At 66.2% G+C, this 17690-nt stretch carries 17 protein-coding genes and 1 tRNA gene; 7 read left to right on the top strand and 11 right to left on the bottom strand.

From position 1 onward, the window contains the following. Window positions 1–124: 124 nt before the first annotated feature. The 4 genes from ubiK to EV698_RS07920 are packed head-to-tail and all read left to right on the top strand — an operon-like array spanning window position 125 to window position 5256. Window positions 125–406 (top strand): ubiquinone biosynthesis accessory factor UbiK, encoded by a 282-nt coding sequence (gene ubiK / locus EV698_RS07905; RefSeq protein WP_130503545.1) that lies wholly within the window; start codon window positions 125–127, stop codon window positions 404–406. Between the two features lie 47 nt (window positions 407–453). Next, window positions 454–1965 carry a YifB family Mg chelatase-like AAA ATPase gene (locus EV698_RS07910; protein ID WP_130503546.1) on the top strand — a complete coding sequence of 504 codons (1512 nt, stop codon included), beginning with the start codon at window positions 454–456 and terminating at the stop codon, window positions 1963–1965. A gap of 9 nt (window positions 1966–1974) precedes the next feature. Continuing rightward, on the top strand, window positions 1975–3237 hold the full coding sequence (locus EV698_RS07915) for a D-amino acid dehydrogenase (RefSeq protein ID WP_130503547.1): 1263 nt from the start codon (window positions 1975–1977) through the stop codon (window positions 3235–3237). Between the two features lie 21 nt (window positions 3238–3258). Continuing rightward, window positions 3259–5256, top strand: coding sequence for a monovalent cation:proton antiporter family protein (locus EV698_RS07920; protein WP_130503548.1), 1998 nt, complete (start codon window positions 3259–3261; stop codon window positions 5254–5256). On the opposite strand, the gene EV698_RS07925 is transcribed toward EV698_RS07920, so the two are convergent. Continuing rightward, complete coding sequence (locus tag EV698_RS07925; RefSeq protein WP_130503549.1) at window positions 5253–5771, bottom strand: c-type cytochrome; 519 nt, start codon at window positions 5769–5771, stop codon at window positions 5253–5255. The two genes, EV698_RS07920 and EV698_RS07925, sit on opposite strands and share 4 nt — an antisense overlap. A 106-nt stretch (window positions 5772–5877) precedes the next feature. On the opposite strand from EV698_RS07925, the gene EV698_RS07930 reads away from it, so the two are divergent. Then, a tRNA-Arg gene (locus EV698_RS07930) sits at window positions 5878–5954 on the top strand. 73 nt (window positions 5955–6027) lie between these two features. Next, the gene (locus EV698_RS07935; protein ID WP_130503550.1) at window positions 6028–7047 is read left to right on the top strand and encodes a histone deacetylase family protein; all 1020 of its coding nucleotides are present in this window, start codon (window positions 6028–6030) and stop codon (window positions 7045–7047) included. Between the two features lie 202 nt (window positions 7048–7249). Here EV698_RS07935 and EV698_RS07940 read toward each other — a convergent pair whose 3' ends face one another. From EV698_RS07940 to EV698_RS07955, 4 genes are read right to left on the bottom strand one after another with little or no spacing between them, the layout of a single operon-like run. Next, window positions 7250–8143 (bottom strand): recombination-associated protein RdgC, encoded by an 894-nt coding sequence (locus EV698_RS07940; RefSeq protein WP_130503551.1) that lies wholly within the window; start codon window positions 8141–8143, stop codon window positions 7250–7252. A 27-nt stretch (window positions 8144–8170) separates the two neighbouring features. Further along, window positions 8171–9319: a 5-(carboxyamino)imidazole ribonucleotide synthase gene (locus tag EV698_RS07945; protein ID WP_130503552.1), complete on the bottom strand. Its 1149-nt coding sequence runs from the start codon at window positions 9317–9319 to the stop codon at window positions 8171–8173. After that, the gene (gene purE / locus EV698_RS07950) at window positions 9316–9807 is read right to left on the bottom strand and encodes a 5-(carboxyamino)imidazole ribonucleotide mutase (protein ID WP_130503553.1); all 492 of its coding nucleotides are present in this window, start codon (window positions 9805–9807) and stop codon (window positions 9316–9318) included. Before purE ends, EV698_RS07945 begins: the two co-directional genes overlap by 4 nt. After that, window positions 9797–11599: a PHA/PHB synthase family protein gene (locus EV698_RS07955; RefSeq protein WP_130503554.1), complete on the bottom strand. Its 1803-nt coding sequence runs from the start codon at window positions 11597–11599 to the stop codon at window positions 9797–9799. Before EV698_RS07955 ends, purE begins: the two co-directional genes overlap by 11 nt. A gap of 29 nt (window positions 11600–11628) precedes the next feature. On the opposite strand from EV698_RS07955, the gene EV698_RS07960 reads away from it, so the two are divergent. Continuing rightward, on the top strand, window positions 11629–12426 hold the full coding sequence (locus EV698_RS07960; RefSeq protein WP_165385755.1) for a class I SAM-dependent methyltransferase: 798 nt from the start codon (window positions 11629–11631) through the stop codon (window positions 12424–12426). Here EV698_RS07960 and EV698_RS07965 read toward each other — a convergent pair. The 6 genes from EV698_RS07965 to EV698_RS07990 form a co-directional block, all read right to left on the bottom strand. Beyond that, complete coding sequence (locus EV698_RS07965; protein ID WP_130503556.1) at window positions 12405–13313, bottom strand: hypothetical protein; 909 nt, start codon at window positions 13311–13313, stop codon at window positions 12405–12407. The genes EV698_RS07960 and EV698_RS07965 overlap by 22 nt on opposite strands. A gap of 113 nt (window positions 13314–13426) precedes the next feature. Further along, window positions 13427–13705, bottom strand: coding sequence for an RNA recognition motif domain-containing protein (locus EV698_RS07970; RefSeq protein ID WP_130503557.1), 279 nt, complete (start codon window positions 13703–13705; stop codon window positions 13427–13429). A 181-nt stretch (window positions 13706–13886) separates the two neighbouring features. After that, the gene (gene coaD, locus EV698_RS07975) at window positions 13887–14378 is read right to left on the bottom strand and encodes a pantetheine-phosphate adenylyltransferase (protein WP_130503558.1); all 492 of its coding nucleotides are present in this window, start codon (window positions 14376–14378) and stop codon (window positions 13887–13889) included. 76 nt (window positions 14379–14454) lie between these two features. Then, window positions 14455–15012, bottom strand: coding sequence for a 16S rRNA (guanine(966)-N(2))-methyltransferase RsmD (rsmD, locus tag EV698_RS07980; RefSeq protein WP_130503559.1), 558 nt, complete (start codon window positions 15010–15012; stop codon window positions 14455–14457). Between the two features lie 10 nt (window positions 15013–15022). Continuing rightward, window positions 15023–16285, bottom strand: coding sequence for a M16 family metallopeptidase (locus EV698_RS07985; RefSeq protein WP_239016234.1), 1263 nt, complete (start codon window positions 16283–16285; stop codon window positions 15023–15025). A 53-nt stretch (window positions 16286–16338) separates the two neighbouring features. Further along, window positions 16339–17676: a M16 family metallopeptidase gene (locus EV698_RS07990; RefSeq protein ID WP_130503561.1), complete on the bottom strand. Its 1338-nt coding sequence runs from the start codon at window positions 17674–17676 to the stop codon at window positions 16339–16341. Between the last annotated feature and the right edge of the window lie 14 nt (window positions 17677–17690).

Genomic DNA, 17690 nt, shown 5'->3' on the forward strand with positions numbered 1-17690 from the left:
TCATTGCACCAAATACGTGCATTCGCCATTCATCGGATGCACCAGAATCAACCCTTTCAATGGATTGGGAATTCCCCGTCAACCGCTTAAACTGATCTCAAACGAAGGCAACGGAGACCGAACAATGCTCGATCCGAAACAGTTCGATGAGATGGCGAAGCGTTTCTCCGAGAATCTGCCCAGCGGATTGCGGGATATCCAGGCGGAGGTCGAGAAGAACGCCCGGGTCGCGCTGCAGAGCACTTTCAACCGCATGGAGCTGGTCACCCGCGAGGAATTCGACGCCCAGGCGAAGGTGCTCGCCCGCACCCGCGAGCGGCTCGAGGCCATGGAGGCACGGGTCGCTGCGCTCGAAGGCAATACAGCGGTGACCGAGCAGTCGACGCCAGACGACGCCGGCGAGTAGACACCGCCGCTTCCGGCAATCCACTTCGCACAGGGAGGTGCGTTGTCATGTCACTGGCACTCGTTCAGGCCCGGGCTGCTGTCGGGATCGATGCGCCGCGCGTCGACGTCGAGGTCCACCTCGGCGGCGGTCTCCCCTCGCTGTCCATCGTCGGGCTGCCCAACACGGCGGTACGCGAGGCGAGGGACCGTGTCCGCGGGGCACTGACCACCAGCGGTTTCGACTTTCCGCGACGGCGCATCACGGTCAACCTTGCGCCGGCCGACCTGCCCAAGGACGGTGCCCGCTTCGATCTGGCGATTGCGCTGGGCATACTGGTGGCCTCCGGCCAGCTGCCCCGGGAGCGCCTGGACAACACCGTGTTCTGCGCCGAGCTCGCCCTGTCCGGCGGTCTCAGGCCGGTCAGCGGCACGCTTCCGGTGGCCCTGCGCTGCGCGGCGGACGGTGAGTCGCTGGTCGTGGCGGGAACCAATGGTGCGGAGGCCGCGCTGGCGGGAGGCGAGGTTTATGGCGGTAATCATCTGGTCGACGTCTGTCGCCATCTTACGGCCGAACGTCCACTGCCAGCGGCCCGGCCGGATCCTCCGCTCAATCCGTGCCAGCAGCCCGATCTGCGCGACGTCATCAGCCAGTCCCACGCCCGCCGGGCCCTCGAAATCGCCGCGGCGGGCGGTCACAGTCTGCTGCTGTCGGGCCCCCCGGGGAGCGGCAAGAGCCTGATGGCCGCCCGGCTGCCCGGCCTGCTGCCACTGATGACCGATGCCGAGGCCATGGAATCGGCGTCGCTCCACTCGATTGCCAGGGGACGATTCGACCCCCGCGACTGGGGGCAGCGGCCGTTTCGAAGCCCCCACCACAGTGCCTCGCCGCGCGCATTGACCGGCGGTGGTGCTCGCCCGCGACCCGGCGAGATCTCGCTGGCGCATCACGGCGTCCTGTTCCTCGACGAGCTCCCGGAATTCCCGCGCGAGGCGCTCGAGGCGCTGCGCGAACCGCTCGAGACCGCCGAGATCAGCATTTCCCGATCCGGCGCCCAGATCCGCTTTCCCGCCCGCTTCCAGCTCGTTGCAGCCATGAACCCCTGCCCCTGCGGTTATTACGGCGAAGCCGACCATGACTGCCGCTGTACGCCGCAACAGGTTCGCCACTACAGCAATCGGATCAGCGGGCCCCTGCTCGATCGGATCGATCTGCAGGTCAACGTCCCCCGGCTGACCGCCGCCGAGCTCGACGAGGCCGAGGAGAGCGAGCCCACGGCGACGGTAGCCACCCGGGTCCAGGCCGCCCGCGAGCGCCAGATCGAGCGGGACGGTTGCGCCGCGACTCACCTCCCCGTGAGTGTCATGCGTCGCAATGCGCGACTGGATCCGGCCGGTCAGGCGCTCATGAAACACGCGGCCCAGCGGTTCGTCATGTCCGCACGGGGGTGGCACCGATGCTGGCGGATCGCCCGGACCATCGCCGATCTGGAAGGTACGACCGCGATCCGGGAATATCATGTCTCCGAGGCGTTGTCCTATCGGGAGCGGGTCCGATCCGGACACCCCCGGACATCGTAAGGAGGTTTTGTGCATATCACCGTGATCGGCGGCGGCCTGGTGGGCGTCACCACCGCGTGGTATCTGCTGGACGGCGGGCATACCGTCACGCTGGTAGACCGTGCGCCCGAGCTCGCCGCGGAGGCGAGCCACGCCAACGGCGCCATGCTCCACGCCAGTCATACCGAGCCCTGGAACACACCCCAGGCCCTCGGCCAGCTGCTGCGCTGGATCGGCCGCGAGAACTCTCCCCTGTTGCTCCGTCCAACGGCACTCCCGAGCCTGGTCGGCTGGGGACTGGGCTTTCTGCGCTATAGCCGCCCCCACCATCACGCCCGTAACACCGCGGTGAACGCCCGCCTCGCGGTCTACAGTCTGGAGCTGATGCGCGAGCTCGAGGATCGGCTGCCCCTCGAATACACCCAGCGGCATGCCGGCATCCTGAAAATCTTCCGCAGCGAAGCGGAGATGCAGACCGCGCACGCGGGCAGCGCGCTGATGGCCGAGTCCGGAGTACGCCACGAGGCCCTGACGCCCGCCGCCATCAGCCACCGCGAGCCGGCGCTTGCCGATATCGAAGGCGACCTTGCGGGCGGGTTCTTCTACCCGGACGATGCCAGCGGTGACGCCCGGCTTTTCTGCCAGCGACTCGGCGAGGCGGCGGTTGATCGCGGTCTGACACTCCGCCTGGGGGAGTCCGTACAGCATCTCCGGGTCGAGGGCGGCCGACTGCAGGCCATTGATACCGACCGGGGCACGATCGAGGCCGATGCATTCGTGCTGGCGACGGGGGCCGAGGCACCGCATCTGGCACGCCAGGCGGGGGTCCGTCTGCCGATCCGGCCAGTGAAGGGCTACTCCGCCACACTGCCGGTGGGGGGCCTGGAGGCCGCACCGGTGTTACCGATCATCGATGATGGCCGCAAGATCGTCATCACGCGCCTGGGTGACCAGCTCCGCATCGCCGGCACGGCGGAATTCACCGGTTACGACAAGACGATTCGGCCACAGCGTGTGCGCACCGTGCTCGAGCAGGGACTGGCGAACTTCCCCGCCCTCGCGGAACAGGTCGATGCGGGTAGCGCCGAGCAGTGGGCCTGTCTGCGCCCGATGACCGTGGACGGGCCACCGATCCTCGGCCAGAGCGGGGTAGGCGGGCTGTATCTGAACACCGGGGCCGGGCATCTGGGCTGGACATTCGCGGCCGGCGCCGGCCGGGTCGTTGCTGATATGATCGATGGCCGCACCCCGGCGATCGATCTCGCCGGCCTCACGCTCGATCGCTATCGATAGCCCGGGAATCAGTCAGAACGCATGGACGGCCTGCAAAGCATCATCCTCCTGCTGGCCACCTCGGTGGTGGCCGTCGCACTCTTTCGTCGTCTGTCGCTGCCGCCGATCATCGCGTATCTCGTCGTCGGTATGGCGCTGGGGCCGTCCGCGCTGGGTCTGATCCCGGAGACCGACAGCATGCACCTGATCGCCGAGTTCGGCGTGGTGTTCCTGCTGTTCACGATCGGACTCGAATTCTCGTTCCCGCAGCTGCATGCGATGCGCTGGGCCGTCGGCGTGCTGGGGGCCAGCCAGGTACTGGTCTGCCTGGTGCTGTTCGGCGGCATGGCCTGGTGGATCAGCGGTTCGCCGGAAGCTGGCCTGGTACTGGGCGGTGCACTGGCCCTGTCATCCACCGCCATCGTCACCAAGCAGCTGACCGAGCAGGTCGAGGTGCATACCCGGCACGGCCGGCGGGCGGTGGGCGTCCTGCTGTTCCAGGACCTGGCCGTTGTGCCGCTGCTCATCGCAATCCCCATCCTCGCCGGTAACGGTGATACCTCGCTGCCGGTCGAGATGGGGCTCGCGCTGGTCAAGGGCGTTGTCGTGTTCGGCGCCATGGTCTGGGTCGGACGCAAGGCGCTGCGGCCGATCTTCCACGAGGTGGCACGGGCGCGCTCCAACGAGCTGTTCACTCTCACCGTCCTGCTGATCGCCGTGGCGGGCGCCTGGGTGACCCACCTGGCCGGCCTGTCACTTGCCCTCGGCGCTTTTCTCGCCGGCATCATGCTGGGCGAAACCGAATACCGCCACCAGATCGATGCCGATATCCGGCCATTCCGCGACGTGTTGCTGGGGTTTTTCTTCATCACCGTGGGCATGGTGATCAACGTCCCGGTTTTGCTCAGCGGTATCCACTGGGTACTGCTGATCGCCGTCGGCATGATGGCCGTGAAGCTCCTGCTGGTCTATGCCATCACCCGCAGCGTTGACGGGCCCCATGACGCGGGCCGAACGGCGCTGATACTCGCCAATGGCGGTGAATTCGGCTTCGCGCTGATCGCCCTCGCCATCAGCGCCGGGCTCATGACATCGGCCACGACCCAGCTCGTGCTGGCCGCGATTGTCCTCAGCATGGTCGCTGCACCGCTGCTGATCCGCTACAACGACCGGCTGGTACAGGCCGTCCTGCGCCCCGCCGCCGGTGATACCGACCCGGCGGAAATGGATGCCGAGATTTCGCGTGTCGCCCGGCCCCTATCCAATCACGTCATCCTCTGCGGCTACGGACGAACCGGTCAGAACATCGGCCGTTTCCTCGACCAGGAGGCGCTGCCCTTCGTCGCCCTCGACCTGGATCCGCAACGCGTGGAAGAGGCGCGCAATGCCGGCGATCCGGTCAGCTACGGCGACTCCGAGCGCCGCGAGATTCTCCACGCCGCCGGACTCGAGCGCGCACGGATGATCGTCCTCAGCTTCGATAATCCGGCGAGCAGTCTCAAAGTGCTCGAGCATACCCGCTCGGAACGACCGGACATCCCGATCATCGTGCGGACACGGGACGACCGGTGGATCGAGCGCTTCGAGGACGCAGGGGCCACCGTTGTCGTCCCGGAGATACTGGAGGCAAGCCTGATGCTCTCCTCGCATGTGCTGGCACTGCTGGAGATCCCCATGGCCCGTGTCTTTCGGCATATCCGCGAGGTGCGGGGGGATCGCTATCGACTGCTCAAGGGGTATTTCCACGGCGCCGAGCGCATCGACCTGGAAAAAAACGGACGTTTCCGGGAGCAACTCCACGCCATCACGCTCAGCGGCAATGCCAGTGCGGTTGGCAGCCCACTGAGCGACCTCGATCTGGACTCGATCGGGGTGACAATCAATGCCGTTCGGCGGGGCGGGATCCGTGGCCCCCAGCCTTCGACCGACACCGTTCTGCGCGAGGGTGATGTCCTCGTCGTCTACGGCGCGCCCGAGGCGCTGGAGCACGCCGAGCATGTGCTGCTCGGTGGCGAGCGATCCTCGGCCAGGCTGGCCTAGGACTCGGGGACGTCCAGGCCGGTTTCGGACTCCACCATCCATTCGATGGCGGCGCGGATTTCCTCCTCCGAGGCGGCCCCGCCCTGGGCCGGCATATTGCCGTAGCCATCGGTCACATTTCCGACGAGGGTCTCCCAACCCTTGTCGATTCGCTCCCCCCAGGCACCGGCATCGCCCACCGCCGGGGCATTCAGGAAGTTACCCTGGTGACAGGCAATACAGACCGCCTGGGTGACCTGCTCGCCACTGCGCACCTCGGTGACACCGCCTGACTCCGCGGACCCACCCGACGCTTCGGCAGAGGCGAGCACCGGTGCCGGTTCGCCGCTCAGCCTGACTGCAAAAGACGGCGACAGATTCTCGGTCGCGCGCTCCCTCGCCAGCGCTTCGCGCGCGGGGTCTTCGTCGCCAAACAGCGAATTCGCAATCACGATGAGCAAAACCGTGACGCCCACCAGGGTGGCGATAACCTTGGCAAAACTACGGAAGAATTCACTATCCTGCTCGGCGCTCACTTGATAATCCTCAGTTTTTCACTCTGCGTGGAAGTATAGCGGCATTGCCCGGCAGGGCATACCGGGGCTATGCCGAAGCGCCTGCGATTGCTACAGTATTGATATTGCGCCTGTAGCTCAGCTGGATAGAGCGTCGGCCTCCGAAGCCGAAGGTCGCAGGTTCGAGTCCTGCCGGGCGCACCATTCTTCTCCCCTGACCACCCTGCTATCCTCCCGGCGGTATCGTTTTTCTACCGCAAGCCAGGGAGTCGCCGCCGTGAAAGCCTATTTCGATCCGCGTCAGGATCTGCACCATCCGAAAACCTACTTCACCCGCGGCCAGATGCGCACCCCGCAGGAGATCCCGGAGCGAACGGGTCATATCATCGACGGGCTGGAGCGCGCGGGCGCCTCGATGGAATCGGTGGAAGATCACGGCATCCAGTCCATCAGCCGCGTCCACGATCTCGGTTATCTCCGCTTTCTGGAATCCTGCCACCGGCGCTGGACCAGTATGCCCGAGGACTGGGGCGACGAGGTCTTGTCAAACGTGTTCGTGCGCTCGCCCAACCCGCTGCGCGGCATCCTCGCCGAGGCGGCACGCTACCTCGCGGACGGCAGCTGCCCGGTGGGCGAGCACACCTGGGAGGCGGCGTACTGGTCGGCCCAGGGGGCAGTCTGCGCCGCCCGTGACGTGATCGGCGGCGATCCGATGGCATTCGCGCTCTGCCGACCACCGGGCCATCATGCGCGGGTCGATGCGGCCGGCGGTTTCTGCTACCTCAACAACGCGGCGATCGCGGCGGAGACGTTGCGCGAGCATTTCCCGCGGGTCGCCGTGCTCGATACCGACGTCCACCACGGACAGGGCATCCAGGAGATCTTCTATCACCGTGCGGATGTCCTCTACATCTCGATCCATGGCGATCCCACCAATTTCTACCCGGTGGTCACGGGCTTCGAGGACGAACGCGGCGACGGTGAGGGTTATGGTTACAACATCAATCTGCCGCTGCCCCACGGTTCGGACGCAAAGGCGTTCTCCGGCCGCCTTGACGAGGCGCTCACCGCCATCCGGCTGTTCGCCCCCGACGCACTGGTATTCTCCAACGGCTTCGATATCTACTACGAGGACCCGCAGGCGAAGATCGGCGTCCGGTCGAGCGACATCCAGACGCTGGGAGAGCGGGTTGCGAGTCTCGGCCTGCCCACCGTTGCCATTCAGGAAGGCGGCTACCATTACGCGAGCCTCGCAACCAACACCGAGTCGCTAATGGCCGGCCTCGGTCCGCGATAGCGACAATCAAAGCGCCGGGCCGTTCCCCGCGATTTGTGCGCCAGAGTCACAGGTGGTCATCTGACGGGGCTATTCCGGCAGAGCCAGTCAACGACTATGATTCTATTCGTTGTCAGGGCAAAGGCCCTGAACCGACTCTCCTCCTCTTGGCCGACGACATCGTCGGCTTTTTTTTGTCCGGAATACGGGTTCGCGGCGCCGTTCAGTCGAACCAGGCGACCAGTCGGGGCAGGAATCGGCCCAGCTCTTCCGCCATGATCACGAAATCGGCATCAAAGCGCTCCTGCGCCGATTCCGCCTCCCGATCATCGACATCGCTCTGGACGCCGTCCATGAACTTCAGCCGCTTGATCGACAGATCCGAGTCGAGCACGGCATTGATGCGGTCATCCCAGGTCAGCGCCAGCCGACGCACCCGTTTGCCCGCCTTGATATGCCCACGGATCTCGGCACTGCGCAGGTCCTGGCGCTTGCAACGGACCTCGGCTCCCTCGCTGCGCGGATCCTCGAACACGGCCTCCTCGCCGAGCTCCAGATCGGACGGGAACTGGTCATGGGCCAGCCAGTCCGTCATCACCTGGTGCGGCGCGCTCTCGGTCTGTAGCGGCCGGATGGGCAGGCTCCCCAGCATCGCCCGCAGATCGTCGGTCAGCAGTTCGGCCTCGCGCCAGGTCGCGGCGTCGACGACCAGCCAGCGCCCCGTCAGATCGAGATAGGCATAGGCCCGCTTGCTGCGGGTAAAGGCCCGCGGCAGCAGGTCGATGGTGACCTCCTCCTTGATCCGCGCCTTCTCCCGCCGGCCCAGCGGCCTCGCCATCGCATCCTCGCGCTCGGCCACCCGGGACTCGACGTTCTCGCGGATGACCGCCGGCGGCAGCACCCGGGTCTCGGTCTGCAGGCAGACCATCAGCCGCTGCCCGGCCGCATGGACAAGCGTCTCTCCACCATTCTCCAGCGGCGGCACCCAGCCGCGGGCCTCCGGATCGTGGGGACCCACGGGCTGGAACTGACCGGCACCGAGCCGGCTCTCCAGATGGTCGGCGTCAATACTGAAGGCGTCGGCTATTTGATAGACGCAGAGATTGCGAAACCACATCGTTGGCTGTTTTTCCGTACTGAGGGATTAGGTGTTTCGGGGACGAAGCAGTGCCGAGCGGGCCTGCGTTACCCGCCGGACGGCCTCGTCACGCGAGGCGGCAGAGGCGGTGAGATGCCCCATCTTGCGGCCGGGGCGCGCCTCGGCCTTGCCGTAGAGATGCAGGTTGACCGCCGGGTCCGCCAGCGCCGCTGCCCAGTCGGGCTCGCCGCCGTTCCAGAGGTCACCGAGCAGGTTGGCCATGGCGGTGGGGGCATGGCGTGTCGTGTCACCCAGCGGCAGCCCGCATACGGCCCGCAACTGTTGATCGAACTGGCTGCTGGCACAGGCCTCGATGGTCAGGTGCCCGGAGTTGTGCGGACGGGGGGCAAGCTCGTTGATCAGGAGCTCACCGTCACGGGTCAGGAACATCTCGATGCAGAGCACCCCCACCACGTCGAACTCGCGCATGACCGTCGCCGCGATCTCGCGTGCCCTGGCCGTTTGCCCCGGCGTCAGCGGCATGTCCGCGATGGAGACATCGAGGATGTGATCGACATGACGATTCTCGATCAGGCCGAAGTCGACCTGCGCGCCATCGGGGCCGCGGGCGGCCACCACCGAGAGTTCGGCCTCGAAATCCACCACGGCCTCGAGGATCGCCGCTCCGGCACCGATCGCCTGCCATGCGTCCGCAGGGTCGCTGTCCGCCGTGATGCGGGCCTGCCCCTTGCCGTCGTAGCCAAAGCCGGCGGTCTTGAGGATGCAGGGCATGCCCAGCCGGGCGATCGCATCATGCAACTGCTCAAGCGAATCCACGGCCTCGTAGCGGGCCGTGGGCAGTCCCGCCGCGGTCAGCGCATGCTTTTCGCGGTAACGGTTCTGGGTGAGGTGCAGGACATCGCCCTTCGGGCGCACCGGGACGTGGCGAGCCGCCACCGCCGCCGACTCGGCCGCGATGTTCTCGAACTCGAAGGTCACCACGTCGACGTCGCGGGCAAACCGCGCGATGGCCTCCAGGTCGTCATAGGCGGCGACCACCTCGCGATCGGCGATCTGGCCGGTGGGCGAATCGGCGGCCGGTGACAGCGTGTGAACGCGATACCCCATGCGACGGGCCGACTGGGCCAGCATGCGCCCCAGCTGACCGCTCCCGAGAATACCGATGGTCGCGCCCGGCAGGATCGGTCGGCTCAAGGCAGTTCGTCCTCGATGACCCGACGGGCCTGGGCCTCGCGGTAGGCATCGAGCCGGTCGGCCAGGTCGGCATCGTCCGACGCCAGCATGGCAACCGCGAACAACGCCGCGTTGCGTGCCCCCGACTCACCGATGGCGAACGTCGCCACCGGCACGCCACCGGGCATCTGGGCGATCGACAACAGCGAGTCGAGCCCTTTCAGGGCGCGGCTCTGCACCGGCACACCCAGCACCGGAACCGTGGTCTGGGCGGCCACCATGCCGGGCAGGTGCGCGGCGCCGCCCGCCCCGGCAATAATGGCCCGCAGGCCACGCCCACGCGCCGATCCGGCATACTCGTTCATACGCGCCGGGGTGCGATGGGCCGAGACGATCCGGCATTCATGGGCGACGCCGAATTCCCTGAGCAGGTTATCGGCATGGGCCATCGTCTCCCAGTCGGAGCGACTGCCCATGATAATGCCGACCCGTGGGGCGTCATCCACCATCGCCCGTCTCCTTCACGTAGCGACCCGGTGCGTCCTCGATCGGCTTGAGATTGCCGTCGCCCGGCGTCCGCGCCGGTACCTCGCCGCCCCGCTTCGGCGCCAGCCACGTGATCCAGTCCAGCCACCAAGAGCCCTCGTGGTGCTTGGCGCCATTGAACCAGGCCTCCGGATCCTTCGGGTTGCGGCCATTCAGCCAGTAACCGTACTTCTGCTTTTCGGGCGGATTGATGACACCGGCGATGTGACCGGAGCCGCCCAGCACGAACCGGGTCTGCCCGCCCAGCAGCCGCGAACCGGCGTAACAGGCGAGCCACGGCGCGATATGGTCTTCCTTGGCGGAGACGAAGTAGGACGGGACATCGACCTTGCCCAGATCGATCGGGGTGCCATCGAGCGTAATGCCACCGGGTTCACGGAGATTGTTCTCCAGATACATCTGGCGCAGGTAGAAGGCGTGCATCCGCGCCGGCATGTTGGTGGAATCCTGGTTCCAGTAGAGCAGGTCGAACGGGAACGGATCCTTGCCCATGAGATAGTTGTTGACGAAAAACGACCAGACGAGGTCGTTGGAGCGCAGGCTCGACATCGTCGACGCCATCTGGTTACCGCCGAGATAGCCCTGCTCGTCCATCTGTTTTTCCAGCGAGCTGACCTGCTCCTCGTCGATGAACACGCCGAGCTCGCCGGGGCTCTCGAAATCGAGCAGCGTGGTCAGGAAGGTCGCGCTGTGGACGCCCTCCTCGCCGCGGCTCTTCATCCACGCCAGCGTCGCCGCAAGCAGCGTCCCGCCCAGGCAATAACCGACGATATTGACGTCGCGCTCGCCGATGGCCTGCTCCACCGCGTCCAGCGCGGCCAGCGGGCCGAGCTTCATGTAGTCCTCGAACTGCTTGTTGGCCAGCGAGGCGTCGGGATTGCGCCAGGAGATGACGAACACCGTGTAGCCCTGCTCCAGCAGCCATTTGACCAGCGAGTTCTTCGGACGCAGATCGAGGATGTAGTACTTGTTGATCCACGGCGGCACGAACAGCAGCGGACGCCGCGCCACCTCTTCGGTGGCCGGTGAATACTGGATAAGCTGCATCAGTTCGTTTTCGTAGACGACCTTACCGGGCGTGATCGCCAGATCCCGACCGACCTCGAAGGCATCCGGGTCGGTCTGGCGGATTTTCAGCTTGCCGTTACCGCGCTCGAGATCCTCGAGCAGGTTGTTGAGCCCGTCGACCAGGTTCTGTCCCTGCGTATCGACGGTGCGCTCGAGCACCTCCGGATTGGTGGCGAGGAAGTTCGACGGCGATGCCGCGCTGATGAACTGGCGGGTGTGGAAATCGATCTTCTTCTGGGTATTTTCGTCGAGGCCCTCGACATTGTTCACGGAGTGGTTCAGGTAATCCGCGGTCAGCAGGTAGGTCTGCTTGACGAAGTCGAAGAACGGATTGTCGTCCCAGGCATCGTGCTGGAAACGCTTGTCGCCCTTGGCAGGCGAGCGGACCGGTTCGCTGTCAACGCCCATCATGCGCAGCGACTGGTTCTGCACCAGCGCCATGTAGTCCTGCCAGAACCCCATCTGCCACTGCATGAGCTGGACCGGATCCGCCATCAGCCGGGTATGGAGATCCCGGAACAACTTGCTCATGTGGAGCGCGTCATCCATGGAGATCTGATCTCCGACCTGTTGGCGGGCAACAAAGTCCTTGACGAGCTGCTGGCTACGGCCGGCGACCTCTGCCAGCGAGCGGGTAAGCTCGTTGGGGTCCACCTGGCCGGTTTCGGTATCGTTGTTGTCACTCATAATGAGTCTGTGCTCCGGGAAATAAATTGGTGACTTCGATCATACGGCACTGCGATAAACCGCCACAAACGCCCTCGCCACCGCTGGTGGCCGCCCCGCACACAGATCGCGCCGCGGCCCGGTCATTCGCGCGCAGCCTCGGCACCGAGCTCTTCGAGACAGCACCCGCGGCCGGCCTCTATCTCTGGCTGGATACCGACGGACTCGCGCTGTGTCGGGCAGGCCGCCCACCGATGTGCATGCGCGCCGACTTTACCCGCGGAGCACAGGGCTATCGCAACGCCCGCCCGGGGCAGCGTCGTGAGGCCATCGCCCGGGCCTGCGGCATTCGCGGTGATCATTGCCCGTGGATCGTGGATGCCACCGCGGGGCTCGGGCGGGATGCCTTTGTGCTGGCCACCGCCGGCGCGTCGGTCACGTTGCTGGAGCGCTCCGCCGTGGTCCACGCGCTGCTGGTGGATGGTCTGCAACGTGCCACCGCGGGCGGTGCGGCGGATCGCACCGCCCGCATGGATCCCCACCATGCCGATGCCGTTGAATGGCTGGCGCAGGATTTCAGGGACAATCCCCCGGCGGTGGTCTACCTTGACCCGATGTACAGCGGCCAGCGCCGTGCCGCCGCGGGCAAGGAGCTGGCGTTACTGCAGGCCCTGTCGATGCCGGCGACGGATGAGTCGGCGCTGCTGCGGCAGGCACGCGCGACGGCGCTCGACCGGGTGGTCGTCAAACGCCACCGCCATGCCCGACCCCTCGCCGACCAGCCGCCGGACTATCACCTGCCCGGTCGCAGCACGCGCTTCGACGTCTATCGCACCAGAACGGATTGATCCGGCGTTGCCCGGGGGATATCTATCGACGCCTCCAGCGCGAGCATGCAGGCCCAGGGATCCGCCGCCGCCGCGGGCGATGCCAGGTCGGACTGACCGACCAGCCTGAGCCGCAGGTCGCTGAACCCGTTCCGGGCCAGTCGTGTTACCGCAGCGGCCTGCGCCGACGGATCGGCGTCACCGGCCAGCATCGCAATCAGGGTCCCGCCCCGCCCGGACCGGGGATCGAACGCGGCCACCCGCAGGCTCCGCAGCCGCTCGCCCAGTGCCTCGTCGAGCACCGGCCAGGCCGCCTGCAACCGCTCACGATTCGGTGCATCCAGCCTGGGCACGGGGGGCATGGCGAGGCGCAACGCCTGCTCGATCAGGGTCTCCGTCGGTGGGTCGGCCTCCATATACGCGGCGGGACTGCGTCCGCCGAGCACCGGTTGCGGCGTCCCCCACCACAGGCGGGCCCCCGATTCGCCCTCGGGATGGCATTGCAGGAGCCGCTGGATAAAGTGGCGAGTGCAGCTGACCGCGTAGCGACCGGCAACCTCGCGACGGGCGCCGGGGTGGCCGCAGACATCGCAGGTCACCGCGGCCCGCTCCCGGGCCTCCACCACCCTTGGCGAGACCGGATCGCGCAGGCCGTCGAAGGCGACTTCCAGCATTGCATGCCGGGCACAAAGCCGACGCCAGCGAAAACCCTCGCGCTCGGCGGCCGGCATGACCGCCTCGACGTCGTGGAACAGCCGCTCCAGCACGCCGTACCAGCCCGGCGGCACATCGACCTGCACACCCTCCTGGTCATCGGACTGCCCCCGGGTGCGGAACTGCCAGGGGAATCGGAGCTGGGCGGCGGCGAGAAAGGCCCGGTAACGACGCTCGGCGGTTGTTGAGTCCATGGTTCATTGTGACCCGACCGGATACCGGTGGTCATCCCGCAGACCGGACAGTTAGCCATAAAAAAGGCCCGATACCGCGGACGGCATCGGGCCCTGGCAGTTAAGGCCTGCGGTTACCAGTTGCGGCGCGGGCCGCCTCCACCGCCGGGCTTACGATCCTGCGCCTCGTTGATGCGCAGCGTCCGTCCGCCCATGTCCGTGCCATTGAGTGCCTCGATGGCGGCGTCCGCCTGGGCAGGGTCCATGCGCACGAAGCCGAAGCCGCGAGGACGACCGGTTTCCCGATCGGAGATCATCCGAACCTCTTTGACCTCGCCGTAATTGGCGAAAAGGTCACGGACTTCATCCTCGGAGGCGGAGAAGGGCAGGTTGCCCACGTAAATCGATTTCATCTATCTGTCTCATCAAGGTCCGTCGGTTTACAAAACCGACATGTCAAACATCGCAGAAGGCCACTGCCTTCCTTTAGACGGCCCGACCATCGGGCTGCCAAGCGTTGATTATAACGATAATCAAGCACCTCCGACGGACAATACGGCAGGGGCGCGTGCCGCGCAATCGTAAATTTCCGTGCTAGCCGGTCGCGTAACGACGACTGAGCGCCTCCTGGACACTGGGATGGACGAACCGGCTGACATCACCGCCGAGGGCGGCCACCTCGCGCACCAGGCTCGAGGAGATATAGGCATACTGTTCGGCGGGCGTCAGGAAAACGGTCTCGACTTTCGGCACCAGCTGCCGGTTCATGCTGGCGAGCTGGAACTCGTGCTCGAAATCCGAGACCGCGCGCAATCCGCGCAGGATCACCCGCGCCCCCTGTGCCTCGACGAAATCGACCAGCAGGGTATCGAAGGCCATCACCTCGACGCGACGATAGGGCTGGAGCACATGACGGGCGAGTTCGACGCGCTCGTCGAGAGTGAACGCGGGTTGCTTGCTGGGCCCGGGACTGCCGGCGACGGCGACAATCAGGTGATCGAAGAACCGCGAAGCCCGCTCGACCAAGTCACTATGGCCGTTGGTGAGTGGATCGAATGTACCGGGATAGACCGCGACGACGGACATAACGCCTCCTCTACTGGAGCGCGGCATCGTATTGCCTGTCGACTGAACATACCAGCCCCGGGCGGATGATCCGACCTCAGCGCGACGGCCTGAGCAGCGCAAACCACACGTCACCGGCGGTTTTCTCGCGCTCGCATTCCCAGACCGCGGGATCGAGCGGCGGGCGGCGACGATCCCGCGATTCGATATAGACCTGCGCGTCGGCCGACAACCACCCGCCCTGCCGCAGTCGTTCAAGGCTGTCGGCAAGGAGGTGGCTATCGAAAGGCGGATCGAGGAAGACGAGATCGAAGGTAGCCGGATCGGCGCGTAGATACCGCCGCGCATCCGCGGTCACGACCCGCGCGCGGTCGCTCGCCTCCAGCCGATCGATCAGATCACTGAGGGCCCGGGCGACTGGCCGTGAGCGCTCGACAAACGTCGCGGCGACGGCGCCGCGGGACAGGGCCTCGAGCCCCAGCGCGCCGGTACCGGCAAACAGGTCGAGAATCCGGGCGCCGGCGACATCCGACTGCAGCCAGTTGAAAAGCGTCTCGCGATTACGGTCGGCAGTGGGACGCAGGCCGGGCGCGGCACCGACACGCAGGCGTCGGCCCCGCCAGTCGCCGCCGATAATCCGCAGCTGTCCACTCACGCAGCGCCCGTTACTCGACGGCGTTGATCGTCGCCTCCGGGCCGACCAGCACCGTGACATGACGGGCAGGGTCGATCGTCATCTGCATCGCCGACTGGACATCGTCGCCCTCCAGGCCATCGATGCGATCGACGAACTCCTGGAGGTAGTCGCGTGACAGATCGTGGAAGCCGATGGTGGCGACATAACCGAGCAGATCCCGGTTGCTGTCGAGCTGGAGCGGGAAACTGCCGGTGATGTTACGCCTGGAGTCGCTCAGTCGCTGGTCTGACGGTCCCTCGGTGCGCATTTCATCCAGGCTGTCGCGCATAACGGAAAGCGCCTCCCCCAGTGCATCGTTACGCACCTGTGTCGCCATCTGGAATCGGCCCCGTCGCGCCCCGGAGGTCAGCTGCGAGGAACTGCTGTACGAAAGCCCGCGCTCCTCGCGCATCCGCTCCGCGAGAATCGAGGTCAGCCCGCCACCGCCGAGGATGTGGTTGCCCAGGTAGAGCGGGTAGTAGGCGTCACTGCCCTTGCGCACCGACGGCTGGCCGATGATGACGTGGGTCTGCTCGGCCTCCATCGGCACACGAACCGTCTGCGCGGATTCAGGCATCGTCACCTCGGGCAGGGCTGGGAGCGCCTCGCCTGCGGGCAGCGTGGTGCTCAGCGAACGCGCGATCGCCTCGGCACGATCCGGCGTGAGATCACCAACAATGGTGATCGTAGCGTTGGTGGCGGTGTAATGGCGGCGGTGAAAATCGATGACCGCCTGTCGGGTCAGTCCCTCGACCGACTCCAGCGTGCCGCCCGGCGGCGTGGCGTAGGGATGCTCCCCGTAGATGCCCCGCATGAATGCCTTTTCGGCCTGCGCCGATGCCGAGGACTCGGCCTGCTGGAGGCTGAGCGTCATCTGGCGACGCACCCGGTCGACGGCGTCCGCCGGGAAGTCGGCATTGGCGACCGCCGCGGCCAGGTCGTCGATCACCGGATCAAGGCGCTCCGCCTCGCTCAGTGCCCGGGCGCTGACCTCCGCCGTATCGCGTCCACTGCCGGTGCTCACCCGGGCACCATAGCGCTCGAATCCGCGGGCGATCTCGCCCGCCGAGCGCTCCGGCGTGCCCTCCAGCAACAGGTTGCTGGTCATGCGTGCCAGGCCGGCCCGCTCACCATCCCGGGCACTGCCAGCGTCGAAGGTCATGCGGATATCGACGATCGGCAGCTCGTGACGCTCGACGAACAGCACGTCCGCCCCGGCGTCGGTTTTCCATTCCTGAATCTCGGCTTGCATTGCGCCCCCTGCGCTACTGAAAAGGATCAGGCCAAAAGCGACAATCCAGCGCCTCATCCCTCATCCTCCTGATCGGTCGGCTGCATGACGCCCACTGCCAGCATCTCGGGGCGCAGGTACTGCCGGGCGGCCGACTGGAGATCCTCGGCGGTCAGGTCACGGACGTTCTCCTCGAAACTGTTCAGTCTCGCCCAGCCGGAACCGGTGGTCTCGAGCATGCCCAGCTGCATCGCCTGGTAGAACACCGAATCCATCTCGAACAGGTGATCGGCAAGCATCTGGCTGCGCGCCCGCTCCAGCTCCTCGGTGGAAACGGGCTCGTCCTGCAGGCGCTGGATCTGGTCACGCAGCGCCGTCTCGACCGCATCGACATCGCCATCGGCGGGCACGCCGAACAACGAGAACTGGCTGTCCAGCCGTACCATCGGGTTGTAGCTGGCACCTGCCGCCGCGGCGACGCCGGAACCACGCACGAGCTCCTCGGCGAGGCGGGCCCCCTCGCCGCCATCAAGGATGGTGGCGAGCATCAGCAGCGCATAGGGATCCTGGTTCGACTCGGCGGTCGGGAACGACGGCACCTCGTAGCCCATCCGCAGCTGGGTCACCCGCGCCTGCGGATCGCGATGGATCAGGCGCCGCTCGCCCGGCGGCTGTAGATTGTCGGCATCATGCACCGTCGGGACCTCGCGGGCCTCGATGTCTCCGAAGTATTCCCTGGCGAGGGAATGGACTTCATCGGGCTGGACATCGCCCGCCACCACCAGCGTGGCGTTGGTCGGTGTGTACCACTGCTGATACCAGCCCTCCAGATCCTCGACGTCGAAGGCGGCTACATCGTCCGCCCAGCCGATGATTGGGTGGGCATAGCCGGTGCCCGGATGGGCAATGGCGGCATAACGCTCGCCGAAGCGCCCCTCGGGCCGATCATCCGTGCGCAGCCGGCGCTCCTCGAGCACAACCTCACGTTCCGTCTCGAGCGCCTCGGCGTTGATCTGCAGGTTCGCCATCCGGTCCGCCTCGAGCTCCAGCGCGATGGGGAGGCGATCGGCGGCCATGACCTCGAAATAGGCACTGAAATCGCGCCCGGTAAAGGCGTTCAGGCGCCCGCCCTCGCGGGAGATGATCTCCGAGAACTCGCCCTCCGCGTACTTCTCTGTCCCCTTGAACATCATGTGCTCGAACAGATGCGACAGGCCGGTCTCGCCGGCCTTCTCGTAGGATGACCCGATGCGGTACCAGACCTGGGAGACAACCACCGGTGCACGGTGGTCCTCGCGAACCAGGATCTGCATCCCGTTATCGAGCGTGAACTCGGTGATGCCCGTATTTGACTGCGCCGCAGCCGGCGCCGCCATCAGGGCGGGTATCAGGGCGAAAATCGCGTTTCGCATTATTGTGGAAGCCT

The sequence above is a fragment of the Spiribacter vilamensis genome (genome assembly GCF_004217415.1).
Taxonomy (GTDB): domain Bacteria; phylum Pseudomonadota; class Gammaproteobacteria; order Nitrococcales; family Nitrococcaceae; genus Spiribacter; species Spiribacter vilamensis.